Genomic DNA, 25807 nt, shown 5'->3' with positions numbered 1-25807 from the left:
TGAGGTGAGTGCTGGCCGACGGGATTCGGCCAGCCTTTACTCGTCGTCGTCGAAGTTGTAGCTGCCCGGTGCGAGGTTTTCGAAGCGGGTGTACTTGCCGATAAACGCCAGGCGGATAAAACCGATCGGGCCGTTACGCTGCTTGCCGATGATGATTTCGGCGATGCCCTTGTGCTCGGTTTCGGGGTGATACACCTCGTCGCGATACACGAACATGATCACGTCGGCGTCCTGCTCGATCGCTCCGGATTCCCGCAAGTCGGAGTTCACTGGACGCTTGTTCGGACGTTGTTCCAGGGAGCGGTTGAGCTGCGACAGCGCCACCACCGGGCAGTTGAATTCCTTGGCCAGCGCTTTCAGGGATCGCGAGATCTCGGAAATTTCGTTGGTACGGTTGTCACCGCTGGAACCGGGGATCTGCATCAGTTGCAGGTAGTCGATCATGATCAGGCCGACGTCGCCGTGTTCACGCACCAGACGCCGGGTCCGCGCACGCATTTCCGACGGGCTGATACCGGCAGTGTCATCGATGAACAGCTTGCGATCGTTGAGCAGGTTGACTGCCGAGGTCAGGCGCGGCCAGTCATCGTCTTCGAGTTGACCGGAACGCACTTTGGTCTGGTCGATGCGGCCCAGCGAGGAGAGCATACGCATGATCAGCGATTCACCTGGCATCTCGAGGGAGTACACCAGAACCGCCTTCTCGCTGCGCAACACGGCGTTTTCCACCAGGTTCATCGCGAAGGTGGTTTTACCCATCGACGGACGGCCGGCGACGATGATCAAGTCGGACGGCTGCAGGCCGCTGGTCTTCTCGTCGAGGTCGGTGTAGCCGGTGGACAGGCCAGTGATGGCGTTGTCAGTGTTGAACAAGGTGTCGATGCGGTCGATGGCCTTGGTCAGCAAATCGTTCACACCTACCGGGCCACCGGTTTTAGGCCGGGCCTCGGCAATCTGGAAGATCTGCCGTTCGGCTTCATCAAGAATCTCGGCGGCAGTACGACCTTCAGGATTGAAGGCGCTGTCAGCGATCTCGGTACTGATGCCGATCAACTGGCGCAAGGTCGCTCGTTCGCGAACGATCTGCGCATAGGCCTTGATGTTGGCGACGGACGGCGTGTTTTTTGCCAGCTCGCCGAGGTAACCGAGGCCACCCACTTGCGAAGTCTGACCTTCCTTGTCCAGTTGCTCGGACAGGGTCACGACGTCGATTGGCATGTTCTGATCGGCCAGCTTGGCGATCGCACGGAAGATCAGACGGTGGTCATGTCGATAGAAATCGCCGTCGGAGACTTGATCGAGCACGCGTTCCCAGGCGTTGTTGTCCAGCATCAGACCACCGAGTACAGCCTGTTCGGCTTCGATGGAATGCGGCGGCACCTTCAGGGCAGCGGTTTGCAGATCGTATTGCTCGGGAGCGGAGATATCGTTCATGGCCACTTGTGTTGTTTGGAAAAACGGGGAATTCAGAAAGACAAAGGGCACGACCTGTAAACAGGATCGTGCCCGATGTTAACCGTCTGACGGACAAGCCGCCAGCCGATCAGTGTTGCTTAAGCTGCTACCACGACAACGCGTACGGTGGCTTCAACTTCGGCGTGCAGGTGCACAGCCACGTCGAATTCACCCACGTTGCGGATGGTGCCGTTCGGCAGACGAACTTCGCTTTTCGCAACTTCAACGCCGGAGGCGGTCAGTGCGTCAGCGATGTCGTGAGTACCGATCGAACCGAACAGCTTGCCTTCGTCGCCAGCGGTGGCAGTGATGGTCACTTCCAGCTCGGCCAGTTGGGCAGCACGGCTTTCAGCCGATGCTTTACGGTCTGCGGCAGCTTTTTCCAGCTCGGCACGACGCTCTTCGAACGCAGCCAGGTTGGCAGCGGTCGCAGCGGTAGCCTTGCCGAAAGGCAGCAGGTAGTTACGGCCGTAACCGGCCTTAACGTTTACTTTGTCGCCCAGGTTGCCCAGGTTGGCGATTTTTTCCAGAAGGATCAGTTGCATGTGGAAATCCTCTTAACTTTTAACCTTCACCGTTCGCGTTATCGGTGTCTTTCGACACGTGACGACCGCGAAAATCAATCAGGCTGTCGACAATGGCCAGGACCACGAGCAACGGATAGATCAGCTGCATGAACAACAGCAGCGTGACGTACAACCCCACCAGCCAGAAACCGGCCAGTCGCTTCTGCCCGACCAGCCCGTGAATCAGGGCAAGTCCGGCGAACACCAGCGGTACACTGCACAACGGCGTCAACATGGCCATCTGTGCACCGAGATTCGGGCCCAGAAGCATCAACGCCAGCAGTAACATCGCCGGCCCCAGCGGGATCCGGATGGCGCGAAACTCGCGACCAAAACCACCCGGGTTGTACAACAACGCCTGCCAATGCCGCCCGACAATCAGGCTCAGCACGCTGACGATTTGCAACAAAGCCGCAATCAGTCCGGTCAGGACCGGTGCAATCAGGGACGCGAAACGCGCTTGCTCATCGACCGACAATTGCTTGTAAGTCTCACCAAGAAGCGCCGGCATGACCTTTATCAAGGCCTGCGCGAGCATCTCGATCTGGGCCGCAAACGCGGCCCCGAGCACCACTGAAAACACCACTCCAATCACTACGCTGACCAGCAGCGTGCGAACCCAGGACTCACTTGCGCGCAAAACCAACGCAAGTCCCGAAGACCCCAGCAGCACCAGAAGTGCCCGTGGGTCATCGGCATACAGCCACCAGATCAATGCCGGCAGCAGCCCCAGAGACAGAACACCCAGGGCGTCCGTCAGTCCGCGCCGCAGCAGCACAAGGCTCCCCGCGGCAGCGCCCAACCAATACAACAACGGCAATGTTGCACATCCGGCCACCACGAGAGTGGCCTGCATACGGCCTCGCATGATGAACTCAGCTAAGGCACGCATGCATTCAATCCTTTGCTACTTGTCGACTGCCCGGTCTCAGCGGCCGTGGCTGTCGGTGTAGGCCAGCAGGGCCAGGAAGCGGGCGCGCTTGATAGCGGTGGCCAGCTGACGCTGATAACGAGCTTTGGTACCGGTGATGCGGCTTGGAACGATTTTGCCGGTCTCGGATACGTAGGCTTTCAGAGTGTTGAGATCTTTGTAATCGATCTCTTTCACGTCTTCAGCGGTGAAACGGCAGAATTTACGACGACGGAAGAAACGTGCCATTTGATAGGCTCCTTAATAAGGTCCGTGGATTACTCGTCAGCGTTATCGCTGTCGTTCTCTTCGCCTTCAGCGCTTTCAGCGCCTTCGTGCTCAGGACGATCGCGACGCTCACGGCGCTCACTGCGGTTTTCTTCAGCCTTGAGCATCTCGGACTGGCCAGTTACGGCTTCGTCGCGACGGATGACCAGGTTACGGATCACTGCATCGTTGTAGCGGAAGTTGTCTTCCAGCTCGGCCAGGGCCTTGCCAGTGCACTCAACGTTCAGCATCACGTAGTGAGCCTTGTGAACATTGTTGATTGCGTAGGCCAGTTGACGACGGCCCCAATCTTCCAGACGGTGGATTTTGCCGCCGTCTTCTTCGATCAGCTTGGTGTAACGCTCAACCATGCCGCCGACTTGCTCGCTCTGATCCGGGTGGACCAGAAAGATGATTTCGTAATGACGCATGAATGCTCCTTACGGGTTGTAGCCTGCCGCTCAAAAACGGTCAGACAAGGAGTGAATGACACTTATGGACTTGCTGGCGCGGGGCACATGCGTGCCTGCCGTCACAGCAAGGGGCGCAATTGTAGAGAAGGGACAGAAGAGGTGCAAGGCAATTGGTGATTATTTGAACAACCACCCATTTATGCCACACCACAAAACACTGTGGGAGCGAGCCTGCTCGCGAATGCGATACATCAGGCAACATTAATGTCGTCTGACACACCCCTTTCGCGAGCAGGCTCGCTCCCACATTTGAACCGCTTTCAGCTCAAGACTACTTCTTCGCGGCAGCCTTGGCTTTAGCGCCGCGCTGACGCTGTGCTTCAAACAGGCAAACGCCAGTGGCTACGGAGACGTTGAGACTGCTGACGCTACCGGCCATCGGCAGCTTCACCAGATAGTCGCAGTGTTCGCGAGTCAGGCGACGCATGCCTTTGCCTTCGGCGCCCATGATCAGGATGGTCGGCCCGGTCAGATCCTGGTCATAAATGCTGACCTCGGCCTCACCCGCCGTACCGACAATCCACAGACCGCGCTGCTGAAGCTTTTCCAGCGTACGCGCGAGGTTGGTCACCGCAACCAACGGAATCACTTCCGCCGCGCCGCAAGCGACCTTACGCACGACCGGCGTCAAAGTTGCCGACTTGTCTTTCGGCACGATCACCGCCAGCGCACCGGCCGCATCGGCCGAGCGCAGGCAAGCGCCGAGGTTGTGCGGGTCGGTCACACCGTCGAGCACCAACAACAGCGGCGCGCCTTCAGTGCGATCGAGCAGCTCGTCGAGCATGGCTTCGCCCCAGACCTGGCTCGGGCTGACTTCCGCGACCACACCCTGATGCACGCCTTCAACCCAGGCATCCATTTCGCGACGTTCGGCCTGGCCGACCTGAACGCGATTTTCGTTAGCCAGTTCAACCAGGGTCTGCACGCGCGGATCGTTGCGGCTTTCCGCCAGCCAGATCTGCTTGACGCGTTTCGGGTGGTGACGCAGCAACGCTTCTACCGCGTGAACGCCGTAGATTTTTTCCAACTGACTCATGACTTCGCCTTCGGTTTACGTGCCCCGCCACTTTTGGCTGGAGCCGAACCCGCTTTTGGCGGGCCTTTACGGTGTTTGCTCGGTTTGGCTGGCTTGCCGCCGGAGGCCTTTTCAGGCGCCGACCGTCCGGTCTTTCCCCCGGACGCCGCTTTACCACCGTTTTTGGCATCGGAAAGCAGCGCTTTCTTCATTTCACGGCTTTTGCGCAGCTCGGCGTTCTTCGCCACGGCATCGCTAGGGCGATAGGCTTCGGCAGCCTTTTCCTTGACCGGACGACGGCTGGCGGTTTTTGCCGGAGCCTTTTCTTCCGAAGCCTTGGCAGCAGGCGCAGCGGTTTCGGCGCCACGTTTTTTGCGACCGATCGGCGCGCTGATGGTTTTTTCGGCCATCTCGAAGTCGATCTTGCGTTCGTCGAGGTCAACGCGCATCACGCGTACTTCAACGGTATCGCCGAGGCGGAAGCTGCGACCGGTGCGCTCGCCCGCCAGACGGTGATGCACAGGATCGAAGTGGTAGTAATCGCCCGGCAGCGCGGTGACGTGCACCAGGCCTTCGACGTAGATATCGGTCAGTTCGACGAACAGACCAAAACCGGTCACTGCGGTGATCACGCCCGGGAACGATTCGCCTACGCGATCCTTCATGAACTCGCACTTGAGCCAGTTCACTACGTCGCGGGTCGCTTCGTCAGCACGGCGCTCGCTCATCGAGCATTGCTCGCCGAGTTGCTCCAGTGCCGCTTCGTCGTACGGGTAAATGCGCGCCTTCGGAATGGTCATCGCACCGGCACGACGAACGTGCGGGGTGTCCTGTTTCGAATGGATCACGCTGCGGATCGCGCGGTGCGTCAGCAGGTCCGGATAACGACGGATCGGCGAAGTGAAGTGGGTATAGGCTTCGTAATTCAGGCCAAAGTGGCCCTGATTGTCAGCGCTGTACACCGCCTGGCTCAGCGAACGCAGCATCACGGTCTGGATCAGGTGGAAATCCGGACGGTCCTTGATACTCGCCAGCAAGGCCTGGTAGTCCTTCGGCGACGGGCCGTCCTTGCCTTTGTGCAGGGACAGACCGAGTTCGCCAAGGAACGCACGCAATTTTTCCAGACGCTCCGGTGGCGGGCCATCGTGGACGCGGTACAGCGCAGGAATTTCGTGCTTCTTGAGGAATTCGGCGGTGGCCACGTTGGCCGCCAGCATGCATTCTTCGATCAGCTTGTGCGCGTCGTTGCGGGTGGTCGGACGGATTTCGGCAATCTTGCGCTCGGTACCGAAGATGATTCGGGTTTCCTGCGTTTCGAAATCGATCGCGCCACGTACGTGACGAGCTGCCAGCAGCACCTTGTACAGCGCATAAAGCTGTTTGAGGTGCGGCAGAACGTCGTTGTACTCACCGCGAAGCTGACGCGCTTCGGTGATTTTCGGCGTTTCCAGCATCGCGCTGACTTTGTTGTAAGTCAGACGAGCGTGGGAATGGATCACCGCTTCATAGAAGCAGTAGTCGGTCATTTCGCCGGACTTGGAGATGGTCATCTCGCAAACCATGGCCAGACGATCGACGTGCGGGTTCAGCGAGCACAGGCCGTTGGACAACTGCTCAGGCAACATCGGCACGACGCGCTCGGGGAAGTACACCGAATTGCCGCGCACTTGCGCTTCGTTATCCAGCGCCGAGCCGATCTTCACGTAACTGGAAACGTCGGCAATCGCCACGTACAACTTCCAGCCGCCGGAGAACAGGCGCAGCTTGCCCGGTTTGGCTTCGCAATAAACAGCGTCGTCGAAGTCGCGGGCATCTTCGCCATCAATGGTGACGAACGGCAGATGGCGCAGGTCGACGCGCTTCTCTTTGTCTTTTTCTTCGACTTCCGGCTTGAGCTTGGCGGCTTCTTTCAGAACCGCTTCAGGCCAGACGTGCGGGATATCGTAGGTGCGCAGGGCAACGTCGATTTCCATGCCCGGCGCCATGTAGTTGCCGACCACTTCGACCACATCGCCTTGCGGCTGGAAGCGCGGCGTCGGCCAGTGGGTGATTTTCACCTCGACGAACTGACCGATCTGCGCGTTGGCGTTGCGGCCCGGCGTCACCAGCACTTCTTGCTGGATCTTCGGATTGTCGGCAACGACGAAACCGATGCCGCCCTCTTCGAAGTAGCGACCGACGATGGTTTCGTGAGCACGCGAAACCACTTCAACGATCACGCCTTCGCGGCGACCGCGACGGTCGAGGCCGGAAACACGGGCCAGCGCACGGTCGCCGTCGAATACCAGACGCATTTGCGCCGGGCTCATGAACAGGTCGTCGCTGCCGTCGTCCGGCACCAGGAAGCCGAACCCGTCACGGTGACCACTGATGCGGCCAAGGATCAGGTCGAGCTTGTCGACCGGCGCGTACGTACCGCGACGGGTGTAGATCAGTTGTGCGTCGCGCTCCATGGCGCGAAGGCGGCGGCGCAGAGCTTCGATCTGGTCTTCTGTGGTCAGACCAAACTCTTCGACCAGTTGCTCGCGGGCAGCAGGCGAACCCCGATCGGCGAGATGCGCCAGGATCAGTTCGCGGCTAGGAATAGGGTTTTCATATTTTTCCGCTTCACGAGCGGCCTCGGGATCGAGGGACTGCCAATCGGCCATTAGAGAGTTTTCACCTTGTCTATATGCGGGTTAGTTTGGCATAGGCGCCATGAAACGGGAAATTTCCGACTCTATAAGGCGCGTATCCGGGGCTGTAGCGTTGCTTGAAAGCCGTTTTGACCACCGCCGGTAAAAAAAATCATGTTTTTTGCTGAGAGGGGTTTACAGTTAAAAAGACGCTCCGTATAGTGCGCGCCATCGACGACGCACAGCGTTGCCGATACTGCCCAGATGGTGAAATTGGTAGACACGCCAGCTTCAGGTGCTGGTGACCTTACGGTCGTGGAAGTTCGAGTCTTCTTCTGGGCACCAATTTCGAGTTTGAGACTAGATCAGTTTCAAGGCTCACACAAAACCCGCGAAAGCGGGTTTTTTGCATTCTAAGCCCGGGTTTTCTTAAAACTGATTTATTAAAATTAAATCAGGGGTTTACAGATCAAAAGGCGCTCCGTATAGTGCGCCACATCAACAGCGGCAACGCTCGCGATGATTGCCCAGATGGTGAAATTGGTAGACACGCCAGCTTCAGGTGCTGGTGACCTTACGGTCGTGGAAGTTCGAGTCTTCTTCTGGGCACCAATTCAAACTCAAGGTTACGACGTTGAGTTTCACAAAAACCCGCGAAAGCGGGTTTTTGCGTTTCTGGCTTCCAGAATTTTATCACCACCCCGCCTATCAAAACGCCAGCCCCACCGCAAGGCGCACTTGAGAAACAATATCGTTTATCATTGTTGCAAGTTTTTGCAATGCGACAGTGAGGAACCCTGCGAATGACGTTTCGAAATACCCTGCGCCGAGGCTTGACCTTCACCTTCCTCGGCCTGGCGCTCGCCACTCCCCTCACCCAGGCTGCCGATGCGGTTTCCCTGACCCTCTACAACGGCCAGCACAAGGAAGTCGGCGACGCGATCGCCAAAGCCTTCGAAGCCAAGACCGGCATTCACGTCAATGTGCGCAAGGGCAGCAGCAATCAGCTCGCCAGCCAGGTCATCGAAGAAGGCGACCGCTCTCCCGCCGACGTGATCTACACCGAAGAATCGCCGCCACTGAACAATCTCGGCGAACTCGGCCTGCTGGCCAAGACCGATGACGCCACGTTGGCCGTGCTTCCGGAAAAATACGTGGCCGGTAACGGCACCTGGATCGGCGTGACTGCACGCGTTCGCGTCGTCGCCTACAACCCGAAACTGGTCGACGAAAAAGACCTGCCGAAATCGGTGATGGAGTTCTCCGATCCGCAGTGGCAGGGCAAAGTCGGCTTCGTACCGACCAGCGGCGCCTTCCAGGAACAGGCCGTGGCGATCATCAAGATGCACGGTCGCGATGCTGCTGAAGAATGGCTAACCGGTCTGCGCGCCTTCGGCAAGACCTACAGCAACAATATGGTTGCCCTCAAAGCGGTGGAAAACGGCGAAGTCGCCACCGTACTGGTGAACAACTATTACTGGTTCGCCCTGCAGCGCGAGAAAGGCAAACTCGACTCGAAACTGCATTACTTCACGGGTGGTGACGTCGGCGGCCTGATCACTGTGTCCAGCGCTGCCGTGCTGAAATCCAGCAAGCATCCAAAAGAAGCCCAGCAATTCCTCGCCTACATGGCCAGCGAAGAAGGCCAGCGCGTGATCACTCAGACCACCGCCGAGTATCCGCTGCATAAAGGCATGGAATCGGATCGCGGACTCAAGCCGTTCAGCGAACTGGAAGCGCCGAACGTAACGCCAGCCGATCTGGGCAATGCCGAAGAAGCGCTGGAGCTGGAACGTGAAGTTGGCTTGAACTGATGGCCGCATCGTTATCCGCCCCCGCCGCGCGCGGGGGTTACGTGCCAAAACGCAAGCGGCCTTCGATCTGGCTGGTGCTGCCGGTGTTGCTGCTGGTGGTGCTGAGCCTTTTGCCGCTGGCCTATGTCGGACTCAAAGCCTGGCAGGCCGGTTGGGCCGAGGCGCTGCACTTGCTGTGGCGCCCGTATGTGTTCGGCCTGCTGCGCAACACCTTGGCATTGATGGTTGGCGTGACCCTCGCGTGCGGCGTGATCGGTCTGTCGCTGGCCTGGCTGCTGGAGCGCAGCAATCTGCCGGGACGACGCCTGTGGGGGGTGATTCTGTGCCTGCCGTTCGCGGTGCCGGCGTTTGTCAGCAGCTTCACCTGGGTCTCTTTGAGCGCGCAGTTCGAAGGGCTTGGCGGGGCGATTCTGGTGATGAGCCTGTCGAAATACCCGCTGATCTTTCTGCCGGTAGCGGCAACCCTGCGCAATCTCGATCCCTCCCTTGAAGAGTCCGCGCGAACCCTTGGACAGAATCGCTGGGGCGTGTTCTTCCGCGTCACCTTGCCGCTGCTCTGGCCATCGTTGCTGGCCGGTTCGCTGCTAATTGCTTTGCACATGCTGGTGGAGTTCGGCGCGCTGTCGATCATCGGCCTGCAAACCTTCACCACCGCGATCTATCAACAATTCGAACTGGAATTCAGTAACGCCAACGCGGCGATGCTGTCGGCCGTATTGCTGGCCCTGTGTCTGGTGCTGCTGTGGCTGGAACTGCGCGTGCGCGGCAAAGGCCGGCATGTGCGCACCGGCCAAGGTGCTGCGCGACAGGCTGAGCAGGTTCGGCTCGGGCCTTGGGCAGCGGTCGGTCAGTTGTATTGCCTGCTGCTGGCGATTGTCGGCAGCGGGATTCCGCTGGGAATGTTGGCGTATTGGCTGGCGGTGGGTTCTTCGGCGGCATTCCCCGTGGCAGCGATTACCGAAGCACTGCTGTCCTCGCTGGCGCTGTCGCTCGGCGGCGCGGCGTTATGTCTGGTACTGGCGGTGCCGGTCGGTTTGCTGGTGGTGCGTTACAAAGGCCAACTGGCGATCTGGGCCGAGCGCTTGCCGTATCTGCTGCATGCCCTGCCAGGATTGGTCATTGCGTTGACGCTGGTGTATTTCGCCCTGCATTACGTGCCGGTGCTGTACCAGACTTCGGGGTTGTTGCTGATTGCTTACGCGCTGCTGTTTTTACCGCTGGCGCAGGCGCCGATTCGCACAGCGCTGAACAAAGCTGCGCCGCAGCTGGAAGAGGCTGCGCGCACGCTGGGCGCTTCATCGTTTACGGCTTTTTGCCGGGTGACGCTGCCGATTATCTTCCCGGCATTGGGCGCGGCGTTTGCACTGGTGTTTCTGGATGCGATGAAGGAATTGACGGCGACGCTGCTGCTGAGTCCGACCGGGCTGAACACGTTGGCGACTGAGGTTTGGGCGCATACCGCGAATGTCGAGTTTGCCGCGGCGGCGCCTTATGCGGCGTTGTTGATTTTGGTATCGGGACTGCCGGTTTATTTACTGACGACGCGGATGTATCTGAGCCGCTGATACCGCTTTCGCGAGCAGGCTCGCTCCCACAGAGAAACGCATTCCAATGTGGGAGCGAGCCTGCTCGCGAAGAGGCCAGCCCGGACAAACTCAAGCCCTGAACTGCCCCAGGCTGGCCTTAAGCTGCGCCGCCAAGCCATCCAGCACCTTGCCACTTGCCGTGGTTTCCACCACCGCCTGCGCCGCTTTCTCGGCCTGCGCATGAATCGTCTCGACGCGCCCGCGCACAGCCTGCGCACCTTGCGCCTGATGTGCCGCTGCCTGGGTGGCCAGACCTATCGCCGCATGCACTTGCTCGACCGACGCCTGCACTGACTGCTGCAAGCGCGCGCTGTCGCGCAACACCAGCAACCCTTCGCTGGCCTGACGCCCGGCCTGGCCGATCGCCTCGACCGCCTCACGCGCGCCCTGCTGCAACGCGACGATGTGCGCCTGAATATCGCCGGTAGAACTTTGTGTCTTGCTCGCCAACGCCCGCACTTCGTCCGCCACCACCGCAAACCCGCGCCCGGTTTCACCGGCACGCGCCGCTTCGATGGCCGCGTTGAGCGCCAGCAGGTTAGTCTGCTCGGCGATCCCGTGGATCACCGTCAGCACCACTTCAATCTGCTCGCTCTGCTGCGCCAGCCGCTCGATGACTTTCGCCCCGGTGTCGACCTGCCCCGCCAGCGCTTCGATCAGACTGCCGACCTTGGCGGAGGTGCGAGTGTTTTCGTCAGTCGCCTGGCGAATATCCACCACCTGCTTCAACGCAGCCTGCATTGCATGGCTTTCCGACTGCGCCTCATCAGCCATTTGCGACAGCGCTCGCAGGCTTTCCGCCACCTCATCACGCTGCATGCCGGCCGCCGCATCTGCACCGGCATTGCGCAGGGTCATCGCGCCAATCTCGACGCCGGTACGCTGCGCAACGTCGCCCGCCTCACGCACGATCGGCTGCAACTTATCCACAAAGCGATTGACCGCCGAGGCCATGTCGCCGATTTCGTCTTTGCTGTTGATCTGCACACGCTTGGTCAGATCGCCCTCGCCCGCCGCCAGGTCATCCATCGCTGCGTTGAGCATCTTCAGGCGATTGACCACGCGATGGCCCAACACTACCGCCAGCAACAACAGCACACCACAACCGACCAGCGCCAGGCCCAGGCCAATGCGCCAGCGCAAGGTTGCTGCTGCTTCCTGAACGGTATTGGCGGTATTGGATTTCATCTCGGTTGCGGTGGACTGCGCTGATTGCAGGCGCGACTGCATGGCTTTGGCACTGTCCCCTGCGGCGCCCTTGAGACTATCGCCGACCAACTGATCACTGCTGGCGATCAACGCCGAGAAGCGCTTGTCCAGTGCCGCCAGATCGGTTTCCACCGAGGCTGTGGAGACGCCCATCAGCACCTTGCCGATTTCCACGCCGTTGGGATTGATCGAGGCTTCAAGGTAATAAACCGACGGATCGTTCTTGGCCGCATCCAGCACTTTATCCAGCGCACGCTCGCCCTGGCCTTTTTCCAGCAAGGCCTTGTTGATCGGGTTTTCGCGGTTGAGATAACGGGTCAGGTGCTGGCCAGTGGCGTCGTCGTAGACCACGAACAGCACATTGGGGTTGCGCTGGGCCCGGCGGGCGAACTCGGACAGGGTCGGCACGTCGCTGTCCCACATGGCGCGCGGCGCCACCGAGGCGAGCAACTGCGCCATGTCATTGGCCGAATCCTTCAGATCCTTTTCCAGCGTCGCCCGCAACTGCGCCTGCTCGTCTTTCAGCCGCGAAGACAGACCGGCAGTCAGGCGCTGACGAGTGCTGGCAGACAAGGCATCGAGGCTCGACGTGACTTCACGTCCCGCCTGCTCAAGTTCGCCGGAGAGTTTCTGGCTGTCGGCGCCGAGGCGCACCGCCAAATCAGCTTCCAGCGCGGTGACGGTGCTCCGCGTCAGGGCAACGGCCACCAACACCTGCACCAAAAGGGCGATACCAAGGGTAACGAACACGGGCCGCAACAAACGGCTTTGTAACAGTGAGAGAACGGCCGACACTGTGAATCCCTCTACTTCTGACGCCATTAATTTGATGGCACTCTTGTAGACAGATTCACAGCAAAGGTCATGCCGTCCAACAGGCATAAACGACAAAGGCCCCGATGAAGGGGCCTTTGTGTTTTTACATCAACGACTTATCAAGCAAACGGATGACGCAGAACGATGGTTTCGTTGCGATCCGGGCCCGTCGAAATAATGTCGATCGGCGCGCCGATCAACTCTTCAACGCGTTTGATGTAGGCACGAGCGTTAGCTGGCAGCTCTTCCAGGGTTTTCGCACCCACGGTCGATTCGGTCCAGCCTGGCACTTCTTCGTACACAGGCTGCAGGCCTACGTAGCTGTCAGCGTCGGTCGGGGCAACAGCATTGCCGTCCGCATCTTTGTAGCCGACGCAGATGTTGATGGTTTCCAGGCCGTCGAGAACGTCCAGCTTGGTCAGGCAGATGCCCGAGATGCTGTTCACATCGATAGCGCGACGCAGAATAACGGCGTCGAACCAGCCGCAACGACGGGCACGGCCGGTGGTCGCGCCGAACTCGTGACCTTGTTTGGCCAGGTGTGCGCCGACGTCGTCGAACAGCTCAGTCGGGAATGGACCCGAACCTACGCGAGTGGTGTAAGCCTTGGTGATGCCCAGGATGTAGTCCAGGAACATCGGGCCAACGCCGGAACCGGTGGCCACGCCACCGGCGGTGGTGTTGGAGCTGGTCACGTACGGGTAGGTACCGTGGTCGATGTCGAGCAACGAACCTTGGGCGCCTTCAAACATGATGTCTTTGCCGGCGCGACGCAGGTCGTGCAGCTCAGCCGTCACGTCGAGCATCAGCGGCTTCAGCAGCTCAGCGTATTCCTTGCACTCGGCCAGGGTCTTTTCGAACTCGATGGCCGGCTCTTTGTAGTAACCGACCAGCATGAAGTTGTGGTAATCCACCAGCTCACGCAGCTTGTCTTCGAAGCGCGGCATGTTCAGCAGGTCGCCAACACGCAGGCCACGACGAGCAACCTTGTCTTCGTACGCCGGGCCGATGCCGCGACCGGTGGTACCGATCTTCAGCTCGCCACGGGCCTTTTCACGGGCCTGGTCCAGCGCCACGTGGAAGGACAGGATCAGCGGGCAGGACGGGCTGATACGCAGACGCTCACGCACTGGTACGCCTTTCTCTTCCAGCTTGGTGATCTCGCGCAGCAGGGCGTCTGGTGCAACCACCACGCCGTTGCCGATCAGGCACTGCACGCCTTCGCGCAGCACGCCCGACGGGATCAGGTGCAGGACGGTTTTCTCGCCGTCGATCACCAGCGTGTGGCCAGCGTTGTGGCCACCTTGGTAGCGCACTACGGCGGCAGCATGTTCGGTCAGCAGATCAACGATCTTGCCTTTGCCCTCATCACCCCATTGGGTGCCCAGGACTACGACATTCTTACCCATAACACTTGTCCTCATTCGCGCAAACTTGGTGCCGGCGATGGCCGGCAGGAAAACTCAAGAAGCCAGTGGCGATACTTGCCAAAGCCCGTTCTGCTGAATCAATTGCCGGTCGCAGTCCGCATCACGGGCGGCGGCCAAAGGTTGTCCAGGCAACGCCTGAACGACACGCTGACCCTCACTGCGCAACTGGCAAACCTGCTGCCAGAGTGCCGCATCCGTACTGTCAGGCATCCAGATACCGCCAGACGGTAGCTCGATCTCAGCACGCCCCAGGGTCACCAGGGTTTTCAAATCGGTGGAAAAGCCAGTTGCCGGACGTGCGCGACCAAAATCCGCGCCGATGTCGTCGTAACGACCGCCCTGAGCGATGGACTGGCCAACACCCGGCACGAATACCGCGAACACCACACCGGTGTGGTAGTGGTAGCCACGCAACTCGCCCAGATCGAAATACAGCGGCAGCTCCGGGAAGCGCGCCGACAGACGCTCGGCGATCGCCAGCAAATCTTCCAGTGCCGCCAGAACCGGCGCCGGCGCATTGGCCAGACGCTCACGGGCAGCGCTCAGCACTTCACGGCCGCCGCACAGATCAACCAGCGCACGCAGCATGCCGGACAAATCGGCCGGCAGGCCTTCGGTCAAGGTAATGACCTCGTCGATGGCTTTGCGTTGCAGCGCGTCGAACAACTGCTGCTCGACTTCACCCGACAGACCGGCGGCACGCGCCAGACCACGGTAGATGCCGACATGACCAAGATCCATGTGCACATCCGGCACGTCGGCCAGTTGCAGCATGGCCAGCATCAGGCTGATCACTTCAACGTCGCTGCTCGGGCTGGCGTCGCCGTACAACTCGGCGCCCAACTGGATCGGGCTGCGCGAGGAAGACAGTGCACGCGGCTGAGCATGCAGCACACTGCCGGCGTAGCACAGACGGCTCGGACCTTCGCGCCGCAGGGTGTGCGCATCGATGCGCGCCACTTGCGGCGTGATGTCGGCACGGAAACCCATCTGCCGGCCCGATTGCGGGTCGATGACCTTGAAGGTACGCAGATCCAGGTCCTGGCCCGCGCCGGTCAGCAGGGATTCCAGGTACTCGATATGGGGAGTCACGACAAACTCGTAACCCCAGCTCTGGAACAGATCCAACACCTGACGACGCGCGACTTCAATGCGCGCCGCTTCCGGTGGCAGTACTTCTTCGATGCCATCTGGCAGCAGCCAGCGGTCTACCGTTGCCATTACGCCATTCCCCTTTGATCCGGGCGGCCAGCCTGCGGGCGAGCCTTGAGTGAAGCAGAAAATGACCGATCCGTTCAAAACGCACGCGCATGAACGACGCGGCGAAAGGCCTGTTACTGGCTTCGCCCATCACTTTCCTCGAAATACTCTCGGGCCATTCAACCCGATGCCTGCAACAAAAAACAGCAATCAAACGTGCAGACGCAAAAAAGCCGGGAATTTCCCGGCTGCCGCATCATACACACGTTTTCCCAAAGGATCACCCCGCCCGAGGTTTTAGCCGCCGGGCGGAATGATTCAGGTCAACGGCGTATCAAGGCTTGGCCTTTTCCAGGTAGTGGAAAAAGTCGCTGCTTGGGTCGAGGACCAATACGTCGGATTTGTTCGCGAAGCTTTCACGGTAGGCGCGCAGGCTACGGTAGAAACTGTAGAACTCCTGATCCTGACCGTAGGCCTTGGAGTAGATCGCAGCGGCCTGGGCATCACCGTCACCGCGAACCTCTTCGGATTCACGATAGGCTTCAGCCAGCAGCACGCGGCGTTGACGATCGGCGTCAGCACGGATGCCTTCCGCCAGCTCGTTACCCTTGGCGCGGTGCTCGCGAGCTTCACGCTCACGCTCGGTGCTCATACGTTCGAACACGCTGCGGTTCACTTCTTTCGGCAGGTCGATGGTCTTGACCCGGACATCGACCACTTCGATACCCAGCTCTTTTTCCGCCATCTTGTTCAGCGAAGCAGTGATGTCAGCCATCAGTGCGTCGCGCTCACCCGACACCACTTCGTGCAGGGTGCGCTTGCCGAACTGGTCACGCAGACCGGATTCCAGACGACGGGACAGACGCTCGTCGGCGATTTGCTTCAGACCGGAAGTCGCGGTGTAGAAGCGCTCGGCATCTTTCACTCGCCACTTGGCGTAGGCATCGACCATCACGGCTTTCTTTTCCAGGGTCAGGAAGCGCTGCGTCGGTGCATCGAGCGTCATCAGACGTGCGTCGAATTTACGCACCTGGTTAACGTAAGGCACTTTCACATGCAGACCCGGCTGAACATCGGCCTGAACCACACGACCGAATTGCAGCAGCACCGCACGCTCGGTCTGAGCGACGATGTAGAAGCAGTTCCAGCCCACCAGCACGACAACGACGCCAACGATCAGGGCGATCAGCGATTTATTGCTCATCAGCGGGTCTCCCTTGTGCGCGACTGCGGCAGGTCAGTGACATGCGGCGTGACGTCCGTGTTGTTGCTGGCGGCAGCCGAACCGGTGACCGGTGCATTGCTGCCTGAACTGTTCTGAATCATTTTGTCCAACGGCAGGTAAAGCAGGTTGCTCTGGCCGTTTTTGTTGCCGGTCACGAGTACCTTGCTGGTGTTGCTGAAGACTTCCTGCATGGTGTCCAGGTACAGACGCTGGCGGGTAACCTCAGGTGCCTTGCGGTACTCGGCAACCAGTTTGGTAAAGCGATCTGCTTCACCCTTGGCGCGCGAGACCGTTTCGTCACGGTAACCGTTGGCATCTTCGAGTATGCGCTGGGCCTGACCACGGGCTTCCGGCACGACGCCGTTGGCGTAGGTTTCAGCCTGGTTGCGCGAACGCTGCTCGTCTTCACGGGCGCGGATCACGTCGTCAAAGGCTTCCTGCACTTCACGCGGTGCCGCTGCGCTCTGTACGTTGACCTGAGTGACGGTGATACCGGTGCGATAGGTATCGAGGAAGCGTTGCAGACGCTCCTTGATTTCGCTGGCCATCAGTTCACGACCTTCGGTCAGCACCTGGTCCATGGCGGTCGAACCCACCACGTGGCGCAGGGCGCTGTCGGTCGCGTGCTGCAGGCTGATTTCCGGCTGATCAACGTTCAGCACGAAGTCCTGCAGATTGCTGATCTTGTACTGCACGGTCAGCGGCACTTCGACGATATTCTCGTCTTCGGTCAGCATCTGGCCCTGCTTGGTGTAGGCACGCTCACGCGTGACGTTTTCCATGTACTTCTTGTCGATCGGCGGGAAGTAGATGTTCAGGCCCGGGCCGACAGTCTCGTAGTACTTGCCGAAACGCAGCACCACGGCCTGCTCCTGCTCGTCCACCACATAGACCGCGCTGTACAGCCAGACAGCCGCCAGCACAACGAGGCCGATGCCGAGCAGACCGCCGAAGCCGCCACTGCTCTTGCCCGAACCACCGCCGTCATCACCACGTTTCTTACCACCACCGAACAACCCGTTCAGGCTTTCCTGCAGCTTTCGGAAGGCCTCGTCGAGATCCGGTGGCCCCTTGCGGTCGCCGTTATTGCGGCGCTTGCCACCCCAAGGATCCTGATTATTCGAGTTGCCACCCGGCTCATTCCAAGCCATAGCGCTCTCCATCTGATAAAGCAAAGACGCACCCACGGCGCGCCGACCAATGCTACAGAATGCCTGCCTTTGCGGCACAACCGCTTTGTCAGGCTTTTATTGCAAAGTGTGTTGCTCGATGAATTCCATCGGCTGCAATCCTTCGCGGCTTACCAGTCGATTCAACTCGACACGGGGCAAACGAACGGCCAGCAGACTGATGCCTTCTTCGTCATGCTCTTCTTTCTGCACCGCACCGAGTTCGAAAAACTGCGCACGCAGTCGGGCGAATCGTTGCGGCAAGCGCAAGGTACCGATAAACAAATCACTGCCAAGTAATTCGGCGATGGCTTGCTCAAGCAATTCCAGACCACTACCGTCACGCGCCGAAAGCCAGACCCGCTGGGGCTTGCCGTTTTCGTCGCGCTGGATTTGTGGCTCAACGCCTTCAAGCAAATCGAGTTTGTTATAGACCTCGAGGATCGGCAAGTCCTGGGCACCAATCTCGCCCAGCACCACCATCACCTGCTCGATCTGCAACATGCGATCCGGTTCGGCCGCATCGATCACGTGCAACAGCAGATCGGAATTGCTCGATTCTTCGAGGGTAGACCGAAATGCCTCGACCAGCTTGTGCGGCAGGTGACGAATGAAGCCCACCGTGTCCGCCAGGACAATCGGCCCCAGGTCGTCCAGTTCCAGACGGCGCAGGGTCGGGTCCAGCGTGGCGAACAATTGGTCGGCCGCGTAGACGTCGGATTTCGTCACGTTGTTGAAGAGTGTGGACTTGCCGGCGTTGGTGTAGCCCACCAGAGACACGGTAGGAATGTCCGCACGGGAGCGACCGCGTCGCGATTGCTCGCGCTGGCTGCGCACCTTCTCCAGCCGGCCCTTGATCTGGCGCAGGCGGACCCGCAGCAAACGGCGGTCGGTTTCCAGTTGGGTTTCACCCGGACCGCGCATGCCGATACCGCCACCCTGACGTTCAAGGTGAGTCCAGCCGCGAACCAGCCGCGTGCTCATGTGGTCAAGCTGGGCCAGTTCGACCTGGAGCTTGCCTTCATGGGTACGGGCGCGCTGGGCGAAAATATCGAGAATCAGGCCGGTACGGTCGATCACGCGACACTCGAAAACACGTTCGAGGTTACGTTCCTGACTCGGCGTGAGGATGTGATTGAAAATCACCAGATCGGCTTCTTCAGCCTTGACCAGGTCGCGCAGTTCCTCGACCTTGCCGCTGCCGATCAGGTATTTGGCGGTTGGCCGATGACGCGGCACGTTAAAAAACGCAACGGTCTCGGCGCCGGCCGAATTAGCCAATTCCTGAAACTCCTGCGGATCTTCGCGCGCCTCAGGGTCCTGTCCATCCAAGTGAACGAGGATGACTCGTTCACCACCACCGTGGCGCTCAAAGAACAAAGGAGACTCCTATCAGGCGTTACCTGGCTCAGCGTCACCTGCTTCGGATTCGGTTGCGCTAGGCAGACGAATTGGACGAACCGGCACTACTGTCGAGATAGCGTGTTTGTAAACCATCTGGCTCACGGTGTTTTTCAGCAGGATCACGAACTGGTCGAACGACTCGATCGTGCCTTGCAGTTTGATACCGTTGACCAGGTAGATGGAAACCCCAACTTTCTCTTTACGTAAAGTATTCAAGTAAGGGTCTTGTAGCGAATGCCCTTTTGACATGTGCCGCACTCCTTTAAGGATTCAATAATAAAAAATAGGTAATTCAGATGGCTTTGGCCGTCACACCCCCAAGGATAGACGGCAATTGCAAGGACTCAGCTCAATATGGAGATGGTCCCAAGGTATTTCAAGGCGCGTGGCAGATTGTCGCAATCAAGACTGTCCAGCCAGTGTATATCTTCCCAGCTGCGCAGCCAGGTGAACTGGCGTTTGGCCAATTGGCGCGTGGCGATGATGCCGCGCTCCTGCATTTCGGCCAATGTCAGCTTGCCATCCAGGTAGTCCCAGACTTGGCGGTAGCCTACCGCACGTATAGACGGCAACCCCGAATGCAGGTCACTTCTTTTACGCAGGGCTACGACCTCGTCGATGAACCCCTGTTCCAACATATTTGTGAATCTTTGTTTAATGCGCTCGTGCAATACCTGACGATTTGCCGGGGCAATGGCCAAGTTCGCGACAGTATAGGGCAATTGTTGCAGTCCCGAAGCGGCTGCTTCAGTACTTTGCGCAGATTGTTGCAGGCGCAGCTCGGTCATGCTTTGACCACTGACCCGATAAACTTCCAGCGCGCGACTCAGGCGCTGCGGATCGTTCGGGTGAATCCGCGCCGCTGACACCGGGTCGATGACCGCCAATTGGTCGTGCAAGGCTTGCCAGCCAAGGCGTGCAGCCTCTTCTTCGATCTGCGCGCGGACTTCGGGGTCGGCGGCGGGCATGTCTGCCAGGCCTTCGACCAGAGCCTTGTAATAGAGCATCGTGCCACCGACCAGCAGCGGAATTTTTCCGCGTGCGGTGATCTCGGCCATGGCTTGCAGGGCATCGCGACGGAAATCTGCAGCTGAATAGGCTTCGGCAGGATCAAGAATATCGATCAGACGGTGCGGAAATTCGGCCAGCAATTCTTTCGAAGGCTTGGCCGTGCCGATGTCCATGCCGCGATAGACCAGCGCCGAATCGACACTGATCAACTCGCACGGCAGCACCTTGGTCAGTTCGATGGCCAGATCGGTCTTGCCCGCAGCGGTCGGGCCCATCAGGAAAATCGCTGGAGGGAGCTGACTCATCAACGACCGCGCAAGAACAGTTTGTCCAGATCGTCCAGACCCAATTGGGTCCAGGTCGGTCGGCCATGGTTGCATTGACCGCTGCGCTCGGTGTTTTCCATGTCACGCAGCAGGCCGTTCATTTCCGGCAGAGCCAGGCGCCGGTTGGCGCGAATCGCGCCGTGACAGGCCATGGTGCCGAGCAATTCGTTGAGGTGCGCCTGAATCCGGTCGCTGGTGCCGTATTCCATCAGGTCCGACAGTACGTCGCCGACCAGACGGTTGGCTTCAGCTTGCTTCAACAACGCCGGAATCTGGCGGATTGCCAGGGTTTCCGGGCCCAGACGCTGCAACTCGAAGCCCAGACGCTGGAACCACGTCGCATGCTCCTCAGCGCAATCGGCTTCACGCTGGCTGACCGCCAGCGATTCCGGCACCAACAACGGCTGCCCACTGAGGCCTTCGCTGGCCATGGCGATTTTCAGGCGTTCGTACATGATCCGCTCGTGGGCGGCATGCATATCGACCAGCACCAGCCCCTGGGCGTTCTCGGACAGGATGTAGATGCCCTTGAGCTGCGCCAGTGCGTAGCCGAGCGGCGGAATGTCTTCCTGGCCGGCCGGCAATGCGTTGGCATTGGCCTCAGGCAACGGCGCAAAAAACTCGCGATACGCGGCTTGAGCCTCGGCAGCCGGCGGCACCGCCGATTGTGGGCGCGGCGTGTATTGATACTGATAAGCACCGCCAGCACTGGCACCGGACGACGTATTGAACGCCGGTTGCGCCTGCGGTTGCTCCAGCAGGGCATTGGCCGCCAGACGCATTTCGCCCTGTGGGCCGAACTCACCGGCGTCAAGGCCGGTTGGGCGGACGACGGCGGTGGTCACTGACCCGGCCAACTGGTCTTCCGGCCGCACATCGCCTAACGCGCGGTGCAACGTGCCATAAAGGAAGTCATGCACCATGCGCCCGTCACGGAAGCGCACTTCGTGTTTGGTCGGGTGCACGTTGACGTCGACCGCCGCCGGATCAACCTCGAAGAACAATGCAAACGTCGGATGGCGACCGTTGAACAGCACGTCGCGATAGGCCTGACGCACCGCGTGGGCCACCAGTTTGTCGCGCACCGCCCGGCCATTCACAAAGAAATACTGCAAATCCGCCTGACTGCGGTTGAACGTCGGCAATCCAACCCAGCCCCACAAATGCAGGCCATTGCGTTCGATCTCGATCGGCAGCGCCTGCTCAAGGAAACCTGAGCCGCAGATTGCCGCCACACGGCGGGCGCGGGCCGCATCATCGTGGGCCTCGTGCAGGCTGAGGATGGTCTTGCCGTTGTGGCGCAGATGGAATGCCACGTCGAAACGCGCCAGTGCCAGACGTTTGATCACTTCTTGCAGGTGATCGAATTCGGTTTTTTCGGTCTTGAGGAATTTGCGCCGCGCGGGGGTGTTGAAAAACAGGTCACGCACTTCCACCGAGGTGCCGACCGGATGCGCTGCTGGCTGAACCCGAGGCGCCATGTCGCGGCCTTCGGTTTCCACCTGCCAGGCTTGATCGGCATCGCGAGTACGCGAGGTCAGCGTCAGGCGCGCCACGGAGCTGATCGACGCCAGCGCTTCACCACGGAAACCGAGACTCATCACCTGCTCAAGGTCTTCCAGATTGCGAATCTTGCTGGTGGCGTGACGTGCCAGGGCCAGCGGCAGGTCGTCGGCGGAAATTCCGCTGCCATCGTCACGAACCCGCAGCAGCTTGACGCCACCCTGCTCGACGTCGACATCAATGCGTTTGGCGCCGGAATCGAGGCTGTTTTCCAACAGCTCCTTGATCACCGAGGCCGGGCGTTCAACCACCTCACCGGCGGCGATCTGGTTCGCCAGCCGTGGGCTGAGCAGTTCAATGCGAGCAGCAGCGTTCAGCACTTCGTTCATTCTTTGGACGCCAGTTCGGTGCCAGGAATGGTCAAGTGCTGACCGACTTTCAGCTCATCGCTTTTCAGGTTGTTGGCGGCGCGCAGCGTGGCCGGCGACACCTGATAGCGCACGCCGATCATCGCCAGCGTTTCCCCCGGGCCAACACGGTGATCACGCGGGCCCTGGGCGATCTTGCCGGAATCACGCAGCCAGGCGATGTAGGTGCCCGGTGGCGGATTCTGCTGGAAGAACTGACGCACGCCGCTGCTGATCGAACGCGCCAGCGCTTGCTGGTGGCTTGATGCCGAGAGCTTGTTCGCTTCGTTGGCGTTGGAGATAAACCCGGTTTCGACCAGGATCGACGGGATGTCCGGCGATTTCAGCACCATGAACCCGGCCTGTTCCACACGCTGTTTGTGCAGCGGCGTGACGCGGCCGATGTTGGTCAGGACTTTCTGGCCGACGTTGAGGCTGGAAGTCAGCGAGGCGGTCATCGACAGGTCGAGCAATACGCCCGCGAGCATGCGGTCCTTGTCGTCGAGGCTGACGTTGCCGGCACCACCGATCAAGTCGGAACGGTTTTCACTGTCGGCCAGCCAACGAGCAGTTTCGGAAGTAGCGCCGCGATCAGACAGGGCAAACACCGAGGCGCCGAAGGCTGCAGCGGATGGCGCAGCGTCGGCATGAATCGAGACGAACAGGTCGGCGCCCTTCTTGCGGGCGATTTCGGTACGGCCGCGCAACGGGATGAAATAGTCGCCGGTACGGGTCAACTCGGCACGGAAGCCTTTCATGCCGTTGACCTGACGCTGCAGTTCACGGGCGATCTGCAGTACCACGTCTTTCTCACGCTGGCCACGCGAGCCGGATGCACCCGGGTCTTCGCCACCATGGCCGGCGTCGATCACCACAATAATGTCGCGCTTGCCGGCCGGGGCTGGCGGCAACTTGATCGCAGGCTCGGTCGGGGTTACTGGCACCGCTGGCACGGTGGCCACCTGCGGCGTTGGCGCAGGCGGCGGTGCGGCGTCGGCCGGGTTGTCGAACAGATCGACCACCAGACGGTTGCCGTACTGCGCGTTTGGCGCCAGCGAGAAGCTTTTCGGGGTGACGGCTTTCTTCAGATCGATGACCACGCGCAGGTCGGTCGGCGTGCGCTGGGCCGAGCGCATCGCGGTGATCGGCGTGTTCGCGGTCTGTACATTCAGCGGCGCACCGAGGGTGGCGCCGTTGATGTCGATCACCAGCCGGTCCGGTGAGGTCAGGGTGAAGACGCTGTGCTGGACCGGGCCGCTCAGGTCGAAGACCAGTCGCGTGTTGTCCGGCGCCCGCCACAGGCGCACGCTGTTGACCTTCGAATCGGCCACAGCGTTGACGGTTACTGCCATCAACAACAGTCCAGCGGCAGCCACCAACGCGCGAAAGCGCATACCTAACCCCATCATTTAATTGGATTCCAATGCCAAAGCGGCACACCAGGCCTCGCCACGCGAGCCCTGGGATAAAATTTTCAGCGAACGCCCGCTGTCTTGCGGGCTAATGGTAATGGTCAGGTCAGGCTTTGGCAAAAAGCCTGCACCTTTATCGGGCCATTCGATCAGGCACATCGCGTCGTCTTCGAAGTAGTCGCGGATGCCGAGAAACTCCAGTTCTTCCGGATCGACCAGTCGATACAGATCGAAGTGGAAAGCGCGGATGTCACCGATTTCGTAAGGTTCGACCAAAGTGAAGGTCGGACTTTTTACCGCGCCGACATGACCCAAGCCGCGAATGATGCCCCGTGAGAGCGTGGTTTTGCCCATCCCCAGGTTGCCTTCGAGAAAAATCAGGCCATGGCCCTGGGTCACGCGGGCGATCCGTGCGCCAAAGTCGCTCATGGCCTGTTCATCGGCCAGGTACAGGGTTACTTCAGACACGGTGCTTGCTCCTCCAACAACTGACGAATGGCTGGAATCAGATCACTGGCCGCCAGCCCACGGCCGAATTTTCCTTGTTGCAGACCGGCATTGGCGTGCAGCCAGACCGCCAGACACGCGGCATCGAAGCCGTCCATGCCTTGCGCCAGCAATGCACCGGTCAAACCGGCCAGCACATCGCCGAGTCCGGCGGTGGCCATGGCCGGATGGCCCTGATGACACAACGCCAGACGTCCATCGGGATGCGCGATCAGGCTGCCAGCGCCTTTCAACACCACAACCGCTGTATATTTTTTGCTCAATGCCAGCGCCGCCGCCGGACGATCCGCTTGCACTTCAGCGGTGCTGATTCCCAGCAGACGTGCGGCTTCGCCCGGATGCGGGGTGATCACGCAATCCTTGGGCAACTCAACGAAACCGCTCGCCAGCAGGTTCAATGCGTCGGCGTCCCAGACTTGCGGCAGCGCGGCATTCGCGGCAGCTGACAACAGCGCCCGCCCCCAGCTAGCCTGTCCCAACCCCGGACCAACCACCAGTACAGAAACTTTCTCCAGCAAACTCATCAACTGATTGGCCGACGAGGTTCCGAGCGCCATGGCTTCCGGCACTCGCGTCAGCGCCGCCGGGACGTGTTCAGGACGGGTCGCCAGCGAAACCATACCCGCGCCACTGCGCAGGGCCGTTTCCGTGCTGAGCAAAATCGCCCCGCCAAACCCGTGATCGCCGCCGATCAGCAACACATGGCCGAAACGGCCCTTGTGCGAAGTCGGGGCTCGCGCCGCCAACCTTGGAAGATTAGCCGTGTTGAGCCGTTGGGCGATGACAGGAATGTCACGATAAATGTCGGCGCTGGCCTGCAAATCGTTAAATACCAATTGGCCGACATGATCCGCCGCGTCCCCGGTAAACAGGCCGATTTTCAGCCCGATAAAGGTCACCGTAAGATCAGCCTGCACAGCGGCGCCCAGAACATGCCCGGAGTCGGCGCTTAGACCTGAAGGGATATCGACGGCGGTTACCGGCAAACCGCGGGTGTTGATTGCTTTGATCGCCGACACGTAAGGCTCGCGAACTTCACCGCTCAACCCAGTACCGAGCAAGGCATCGAGAATGATCCCGCGCAATTCACTTTCAGCCTGCCAGGCCTGCACCGCGACACCTTCATTCAGCGCTTCGGCATGGGCCAGTGCGGCATCGCTCTGCAAACGCTGCGGATCGCCGACTGCCAACACCCGCACCTGCCAACCGGCTCGTTGCGCCATGGTCGCGACCAGATAACCGTCACCGGCATTGTTGCCATGCCCGGCCAGCACCGTCAGTTCAGTCGCCGACGGCCATTGCCGCACCAGCGCTCGCCACGTCGCATGCGCCGCGCGCTGCATCAATTCGAAGCCCGGCATACCGGCGGCGATCAGCCGTGCGTCGAGCTCGCGCACCTGCGCGGCACCATACAGCGCGTCGGGTAATTGATCTTTCGTGTGCGGCATGCGTCTTCGGGCTCCGATGTCTGGCAGAATTATACGCAC

The 25807-nt window shown here is 60.0% G+C and carries 21 protein-coding genes and 2 tRNA genes; 4 read left to right on the top strand and 19 right to left on the bottom strand.

Features of this window, described 5'->3' with window-relative positions:
• Window positions 1–36 precede the first annotated feature (36 nt).
• From dnaB to rnr, 7 genes are all read right to left on the bottom strand, one after another.
• Window positions 37–1434 carry a replicative DNA helicase gene (gene dnaB, locus QOM10_RS02710; protein ID WP_007915846.1) on the bottom strand — a complete coding sequence of 466 codons (1398 nt, stop codon included), beginning with the start codon at window positions 1432–1434 and terminating at the stop codon, window positions 37–39.
• Between the two features lie 119 nt (window positions 1435–1553).
• Window positions 1554–2000: a 50S ribosomal protein L9 gene (gene rplI, locus QOM10_RS02705; RefSeq protein WP_003186385.1), complete on the bottom strand. Its 447-nt coding sequence runs from the start codon at window positions 1998–2000 to the stop codon at window positions 1554–1556.
• Window positions 2001–2019: 19 nt separating this feature from the next.
• Window positions 2020–2913, bottom strand: a complete 894-nt coding sequence (locus tag QOM10_RS02700) for a hypothetical protein (RefSeq protein WP_016983782.1) — start codon at window positions 2911–2913, stop codon at window positions 2020–2022.
• A 36-nt stretch (window positions 2914–2949) separates the two neighbouring features.
• Window positions 2950–3180: a 30S ribosomal protein S18 gene (gene rpsR / locus QOM10_RS02695; protein ID WP_002551829.1), complete on the bottom strand. Its 231-nt coding sequence runs from the start codon at window positions 3178–3180 to the stop codon at window positions 2950–2952.
• Window positions 3181–3209: 29 nt separating this feature from the next.
• Window positions 3210–3629: a 30S ribosomal protein S6 gene (gene rpsF, locus QOM10_RS02690; RefSeq protein WP_007915844.1), complete on the bottom strand. Its 420-nt coding sequence runs from the start codon at window positions 3627–3629 to the stop codon at window positions 3210–3212.
• A 313-nt stretch (window positions 3630–3942) separates the two neighbouring features.
• Window positions 3943–4707, bottom strand: coding sequence for a 23S rRNA (guanosine(2251)-2'-O)-methyltransferase RlmB (rlmB, locus tag QOM10_RS02685; protein WP_127925618.1), 765 nt, complete (start codon window positions 4705–4707; stop codon window positions 3943–3945).
• Window positions 4704–7334 carry a ribonuclease R gene (rnr, locus tag QOM10_RS02680; protein ID WP_127925617.1) on the bottom strand — a complete coding sequence of 877 codons (2631 nt, stop codon included), beginning with the start codon at window positions 7332–7334 and terminating at the stop codon, window positions 4704–4706. Before rnr ends, rlmB begins: the two co-directional genes overlap by 4 nt.
• Before the next feature lie 225 nt (window positions 7335–7559).
• On the opposite strand from rnr, the gene QOM10_RS02675 reads away from it, so the two are divergent.
• From QOM10_RS02675 to QOM10_RS02660, 4 genes are all read left to right on the top strand, one after another.
• Window positions 7560–7646 (top strand) — tRNA-Leu (locus tag QOM10_RS02675).
• 180 nt (window positions 7647–7826) lie between these two features.
• Window positions 7827–7913, top strand: a tRNA-Leu gene (locus QOM10_RS02670).
• A 191-nt stretch (window positions 7914–8104) separates the two neighbouring features.
• The gene (locus QOM10_RS02665; protein WP_127925616.1) at window positions 8105–9115 is read left to right on the top strand and encodes an extracellular solute-binding protein; all 1011 of its coding nucleotides are present in this window, start codon (window positions 8105–8107) and stop codon (window positions 9113–9115) included.
• Window positions 9115–10680: an iron ABC transporter permease gene (locus QOM10_RS02660; RefSeq protein ID WP_316917527.1), complete on the top strand. Its 1566-nt coding sequence runs from the start codon at window positions 9115–9117 to the stop codon at window positions 10678–10680. The genes QOM10_RS02665 and QOM10_RS02660 overlap by 1 nt, the downstream gene beginning before the upstream one ends.
• Window positions 10681–10770: 90 nt before the next feature.
• On the opposite strand, the gene QOM10_RS02655 is transcribed toward QOM10_RS02660, so the two are convergent.
• The 12 genes from QOM10_RS02655 to QOM10_RS02600 form a co-directional block, all read right to left on the bottom strand.
• Window positions 10771–12705 (bottom strand): methyl-accepting chemotaxis protein, encoded by a 1935-nt coding sequence (locus QOM10_RS02655; RefSeq protein ID WP_150750081.1) that lies wholly within the window; start codon window positions 12703–12705, stop codon window positions 10771–10773.
• Window positions 12706–12845: 140 nt separating this feature from the next.
• A complete protein-coding gene (locus QOM10_RS02650) occupies window positions 12846–14135 on the bottom strand; it encodes an adenylosuccinate synthase (protein WP_127925613.1) in 1290 nt (429 codons plus the stop codon).
• 54 nt (window positions 14136–14189) lie between these two features.
• Window positions 14190–15377, bottom strand: a complete 1188-nt coding sequence (locus QOM10_RS02645) for an ATP phosphoribosyltransferase regulatory subunit (protein ID WP_007915833.1) — start codon at window positions 15375–15377, stop codon at window positions 14190–14192.
• Window positions 15378–15690: 313 nt separating this feature from the next.
• Window positions 15691–16560, bottom strand: coding sequence for a protease modulator HflC (gene hflC / locus QOM10_RS02640; RefSeq protein ID WP_007915830.1), 870 nt, complete (start codon window positions 16558–16560; stop codon window positions 15691–15693).
• Window positions 16560–17732: an FtsH protease activity modulator HflK gene (gene hflK / locus QOM10_RS02635; protein WP_007915828.1), complete on the bottom strand. Its 1173-nt coding sequence runs from the start codon at window positions 17730–17732 to the stop codon at window positions 16560–16562. Before hflK ends, hflC begins: the two co-directional genes overlap by 1 nt.
• 96 nt (window positions 17733–17828) lie before the next feature.
• Window positions 17829–19130 carry a ribosome rescue GTPase HflX gene (hflX, locus tag QOM10_RS02630; protein WP_007915827.1) on the bottom strand — a complete coding sequence of 434 codons (1302 nt, stop codon included), beginning with the start codon at window positions 19128–19130 and terminating at the stop codon, window positions 17829–17831.
• 12 nt (window positions 19131–19142) lie between these two features.
• Window positions 19143–19403 carry an RNA chaperone Hfq gene (hfq, locus tag QOM10_RS02625; RefSeq protein ID WP_007902656.1) on the bottom strand — a complete coding sequence of 87 codons (261 nt, stop codon included), beginning with the start codon at window positions 19401–19403 and terminating at the stop codon, window positions 19143–19145.
• Between the two features lie 95 nt (window positions 19404–19498).
• Window positions 19499–20470 (bottom strand): tRNA (adenosine(37)-N6)-dimethylallyltransferase MiaA, encoded by a 972-nt coding sequence (gene miaA / locus QOM10_RS02620; RefSeq protein ID WP_127925612.1) that lies wholly within the window; start codon window positions 20468–20470, stop codon window positions 19499–19501.
• Window positions 20470–22371, bottom strand: coding sequence for a DNA mismatch repair endonuclease MutL (gene mutL, locus QOM10_RS02615; protein ID WP_174245098.1), 1902 nt, complete (start codon window positions 22369–22371; stop codon window positions 20470–20472). The genes miaA and mutL overlap by 1 nt, the downstream gene beginning before the upstream one ends.
• A gap of 8 nt (window positions 22372–22379) precedes the next feature.
• Entirely contained in the window at window positions 22380–23753 is a 1374-nt protein-coding gene (locus QOM10_RS02610; RefSeq protein WP_401044867.1) for an N-acetylmuramoyl-L-alanine amidase, read from the bottom strand.
• 57 nt (window positions 23754–23810) lie between these two features.
• Window positions 23811–24281, bottom strand: coding sequence for a tRNA (adenosine(37)-N6)-threonylcarbamoyltransferase complex ATPase subunit type 1 TsaE (gene tsaE / locus QOM10_RS02605; protein WP_007915806.1), 471 nt, complete (start codon window positions 24279–24281; stop codon window positions 23811–23813).
• Window positions 24269–25768 carry an NAD(P)H-hydrate dehydratase gene (locus QOM10_RS02600; RefSeq protein ID WP_160038012.1) on the bottom strand — a complete coding sequence of 500 codons (1500 nt, stop codon included), beginning with the start codon at window positions 25766–25768 and terminating at the stop codon, window positions 24269–24271. The genes tsaE and QOM10_RS02600 overlap by 13 nt, the downstream gene beginning before the upstream one ends.
• Between the last annotated feature and the right edge of the window lie 39 nt (window positions 25769–25807).

Source organism: Pseudomonas sp. P108 (assembly GCF_032613195.1).
Lineage (GTDB): Bacteria > Pseudomonadota > Gammaproteobacteria > Pseudomonadales > Pseudomonadaceae > Aquipseudomonas.
The sequence above is the reverse complement of the archived record's forward strand: the minus strand, read 5'-3'. Positions and strand labels throughout refer to the sequence as shown.

Coding starts and splice junctions, on each gene's coding strand:
- dnaB (WP_007915846.1), bottom strand. CDS start 1,434: ATGAACGATATCTCCGCTCCCGAGCAATACGATCTGCAAACCGCTGCC.
- rplI (WP_003186385.1), bottom strand. CDS start 2,000: ATGCAACTGATCCTTCTGGAAAAAATCGCCAACCTGGGCAACCTGGGC.
- QOM10_RS02700 (WP_016983782.1), bottom strand. CDS start 2,913: ATGCGTGCCTTAGCTGAGTTCATCATGCGAGGCCGTATGCAGGCCACT.
- rpsR (WP_002551829.1), bottom strand. CDS start 3,180: ATGGCACGTTTCTTCCGTCGTCGTAAATTCTGCCGTTTCACCGCTGAA.
- rpsF (WP_007915844.1), bottom strand. CDS start 3,629: ATGCGTCATTACGAAATCATCTTTCTGGTCCACCCGGATCAGAGCGAG.
- rlmB (WP_127925618.1), bottom strand. CDS start 4,707: ATGAGTCAGTTGGAAAAAATCTACGGCGTTCACGCGGTAGAAGCGTTG.
- rnr (WP_127925617.1), bottom strand. CDS start 7,334: ATGGCCGATTGGCAGTCCCTCGATCCCGAGGCCGCTCGTGAAGCGGAA.
- QOM10_RS02665 (WP_127925616.1), top strand. CDS start 8,105: ATGACGTTTCGAAATACCCTGCGCCGAGGCTTGACCTTCACCTTCCTC.
- QOM10_RS02660 (WP_316917527.1), top strand. CDS start 9,115: ATGGCCGCATCGTTATCCGCCCCCGCCGCGCGCGGGGGTTACGTGCCA.
- QOM10_RS02650 (WP_127925613.1), bottom strand. CDS start 14,135: ATGGGTAAGAATGTCGTAGTCCTGGGCACCCAATGGGGTGATGAGGGC.
- QOM10_RS02645 (WP_007915833.1), bottom strand. CDS start 15,377: ATGGCAACGGTAGACCGCTGGCTGCTGCCAGATGGCATCGAAGAAGTA.
- hflC (WP_007915830.1), bottom strand. CDS start 16,560: ATGAGCAATAAATCGCTGATCGCCCTGATCGTTGGCGTCGTTGTCGTG.
- hflK (WP_007915828.1), bottom strand. CDS start 17,732: ATGGCTTGGAATGAGCCGGGTGGCAACTCGAATAATCAGGATCCTTGG.
- hfq (WP_007902656.1), bottom strand. CDS start 19,403: ATGTCAAAAGGGCATTCGCTACAAGACCCTTACTTGAATACTTTACGT.
- miaA (WP_127925612.1), bottom strand. CDS start 20,470: ATGAGTCAGCTCCCTCCAGCGATTTTCCTGATGGGCCCGACCGCTGCG.
- QOM10_RS02610 (WP_401044867.1), bottom strand. CDS start 23,753: ATGGCAGTAACCGTCAACGCTGTGGCCGATTCGAAGGTCAACAGCGTG.
- QOM10_RS02600 (WP_160038012.1), bottom strand. CDS start 25,768: ATGCCGCACACGAAAGATCAATTACCCGACGCGCTGTATGGTGCCGCG.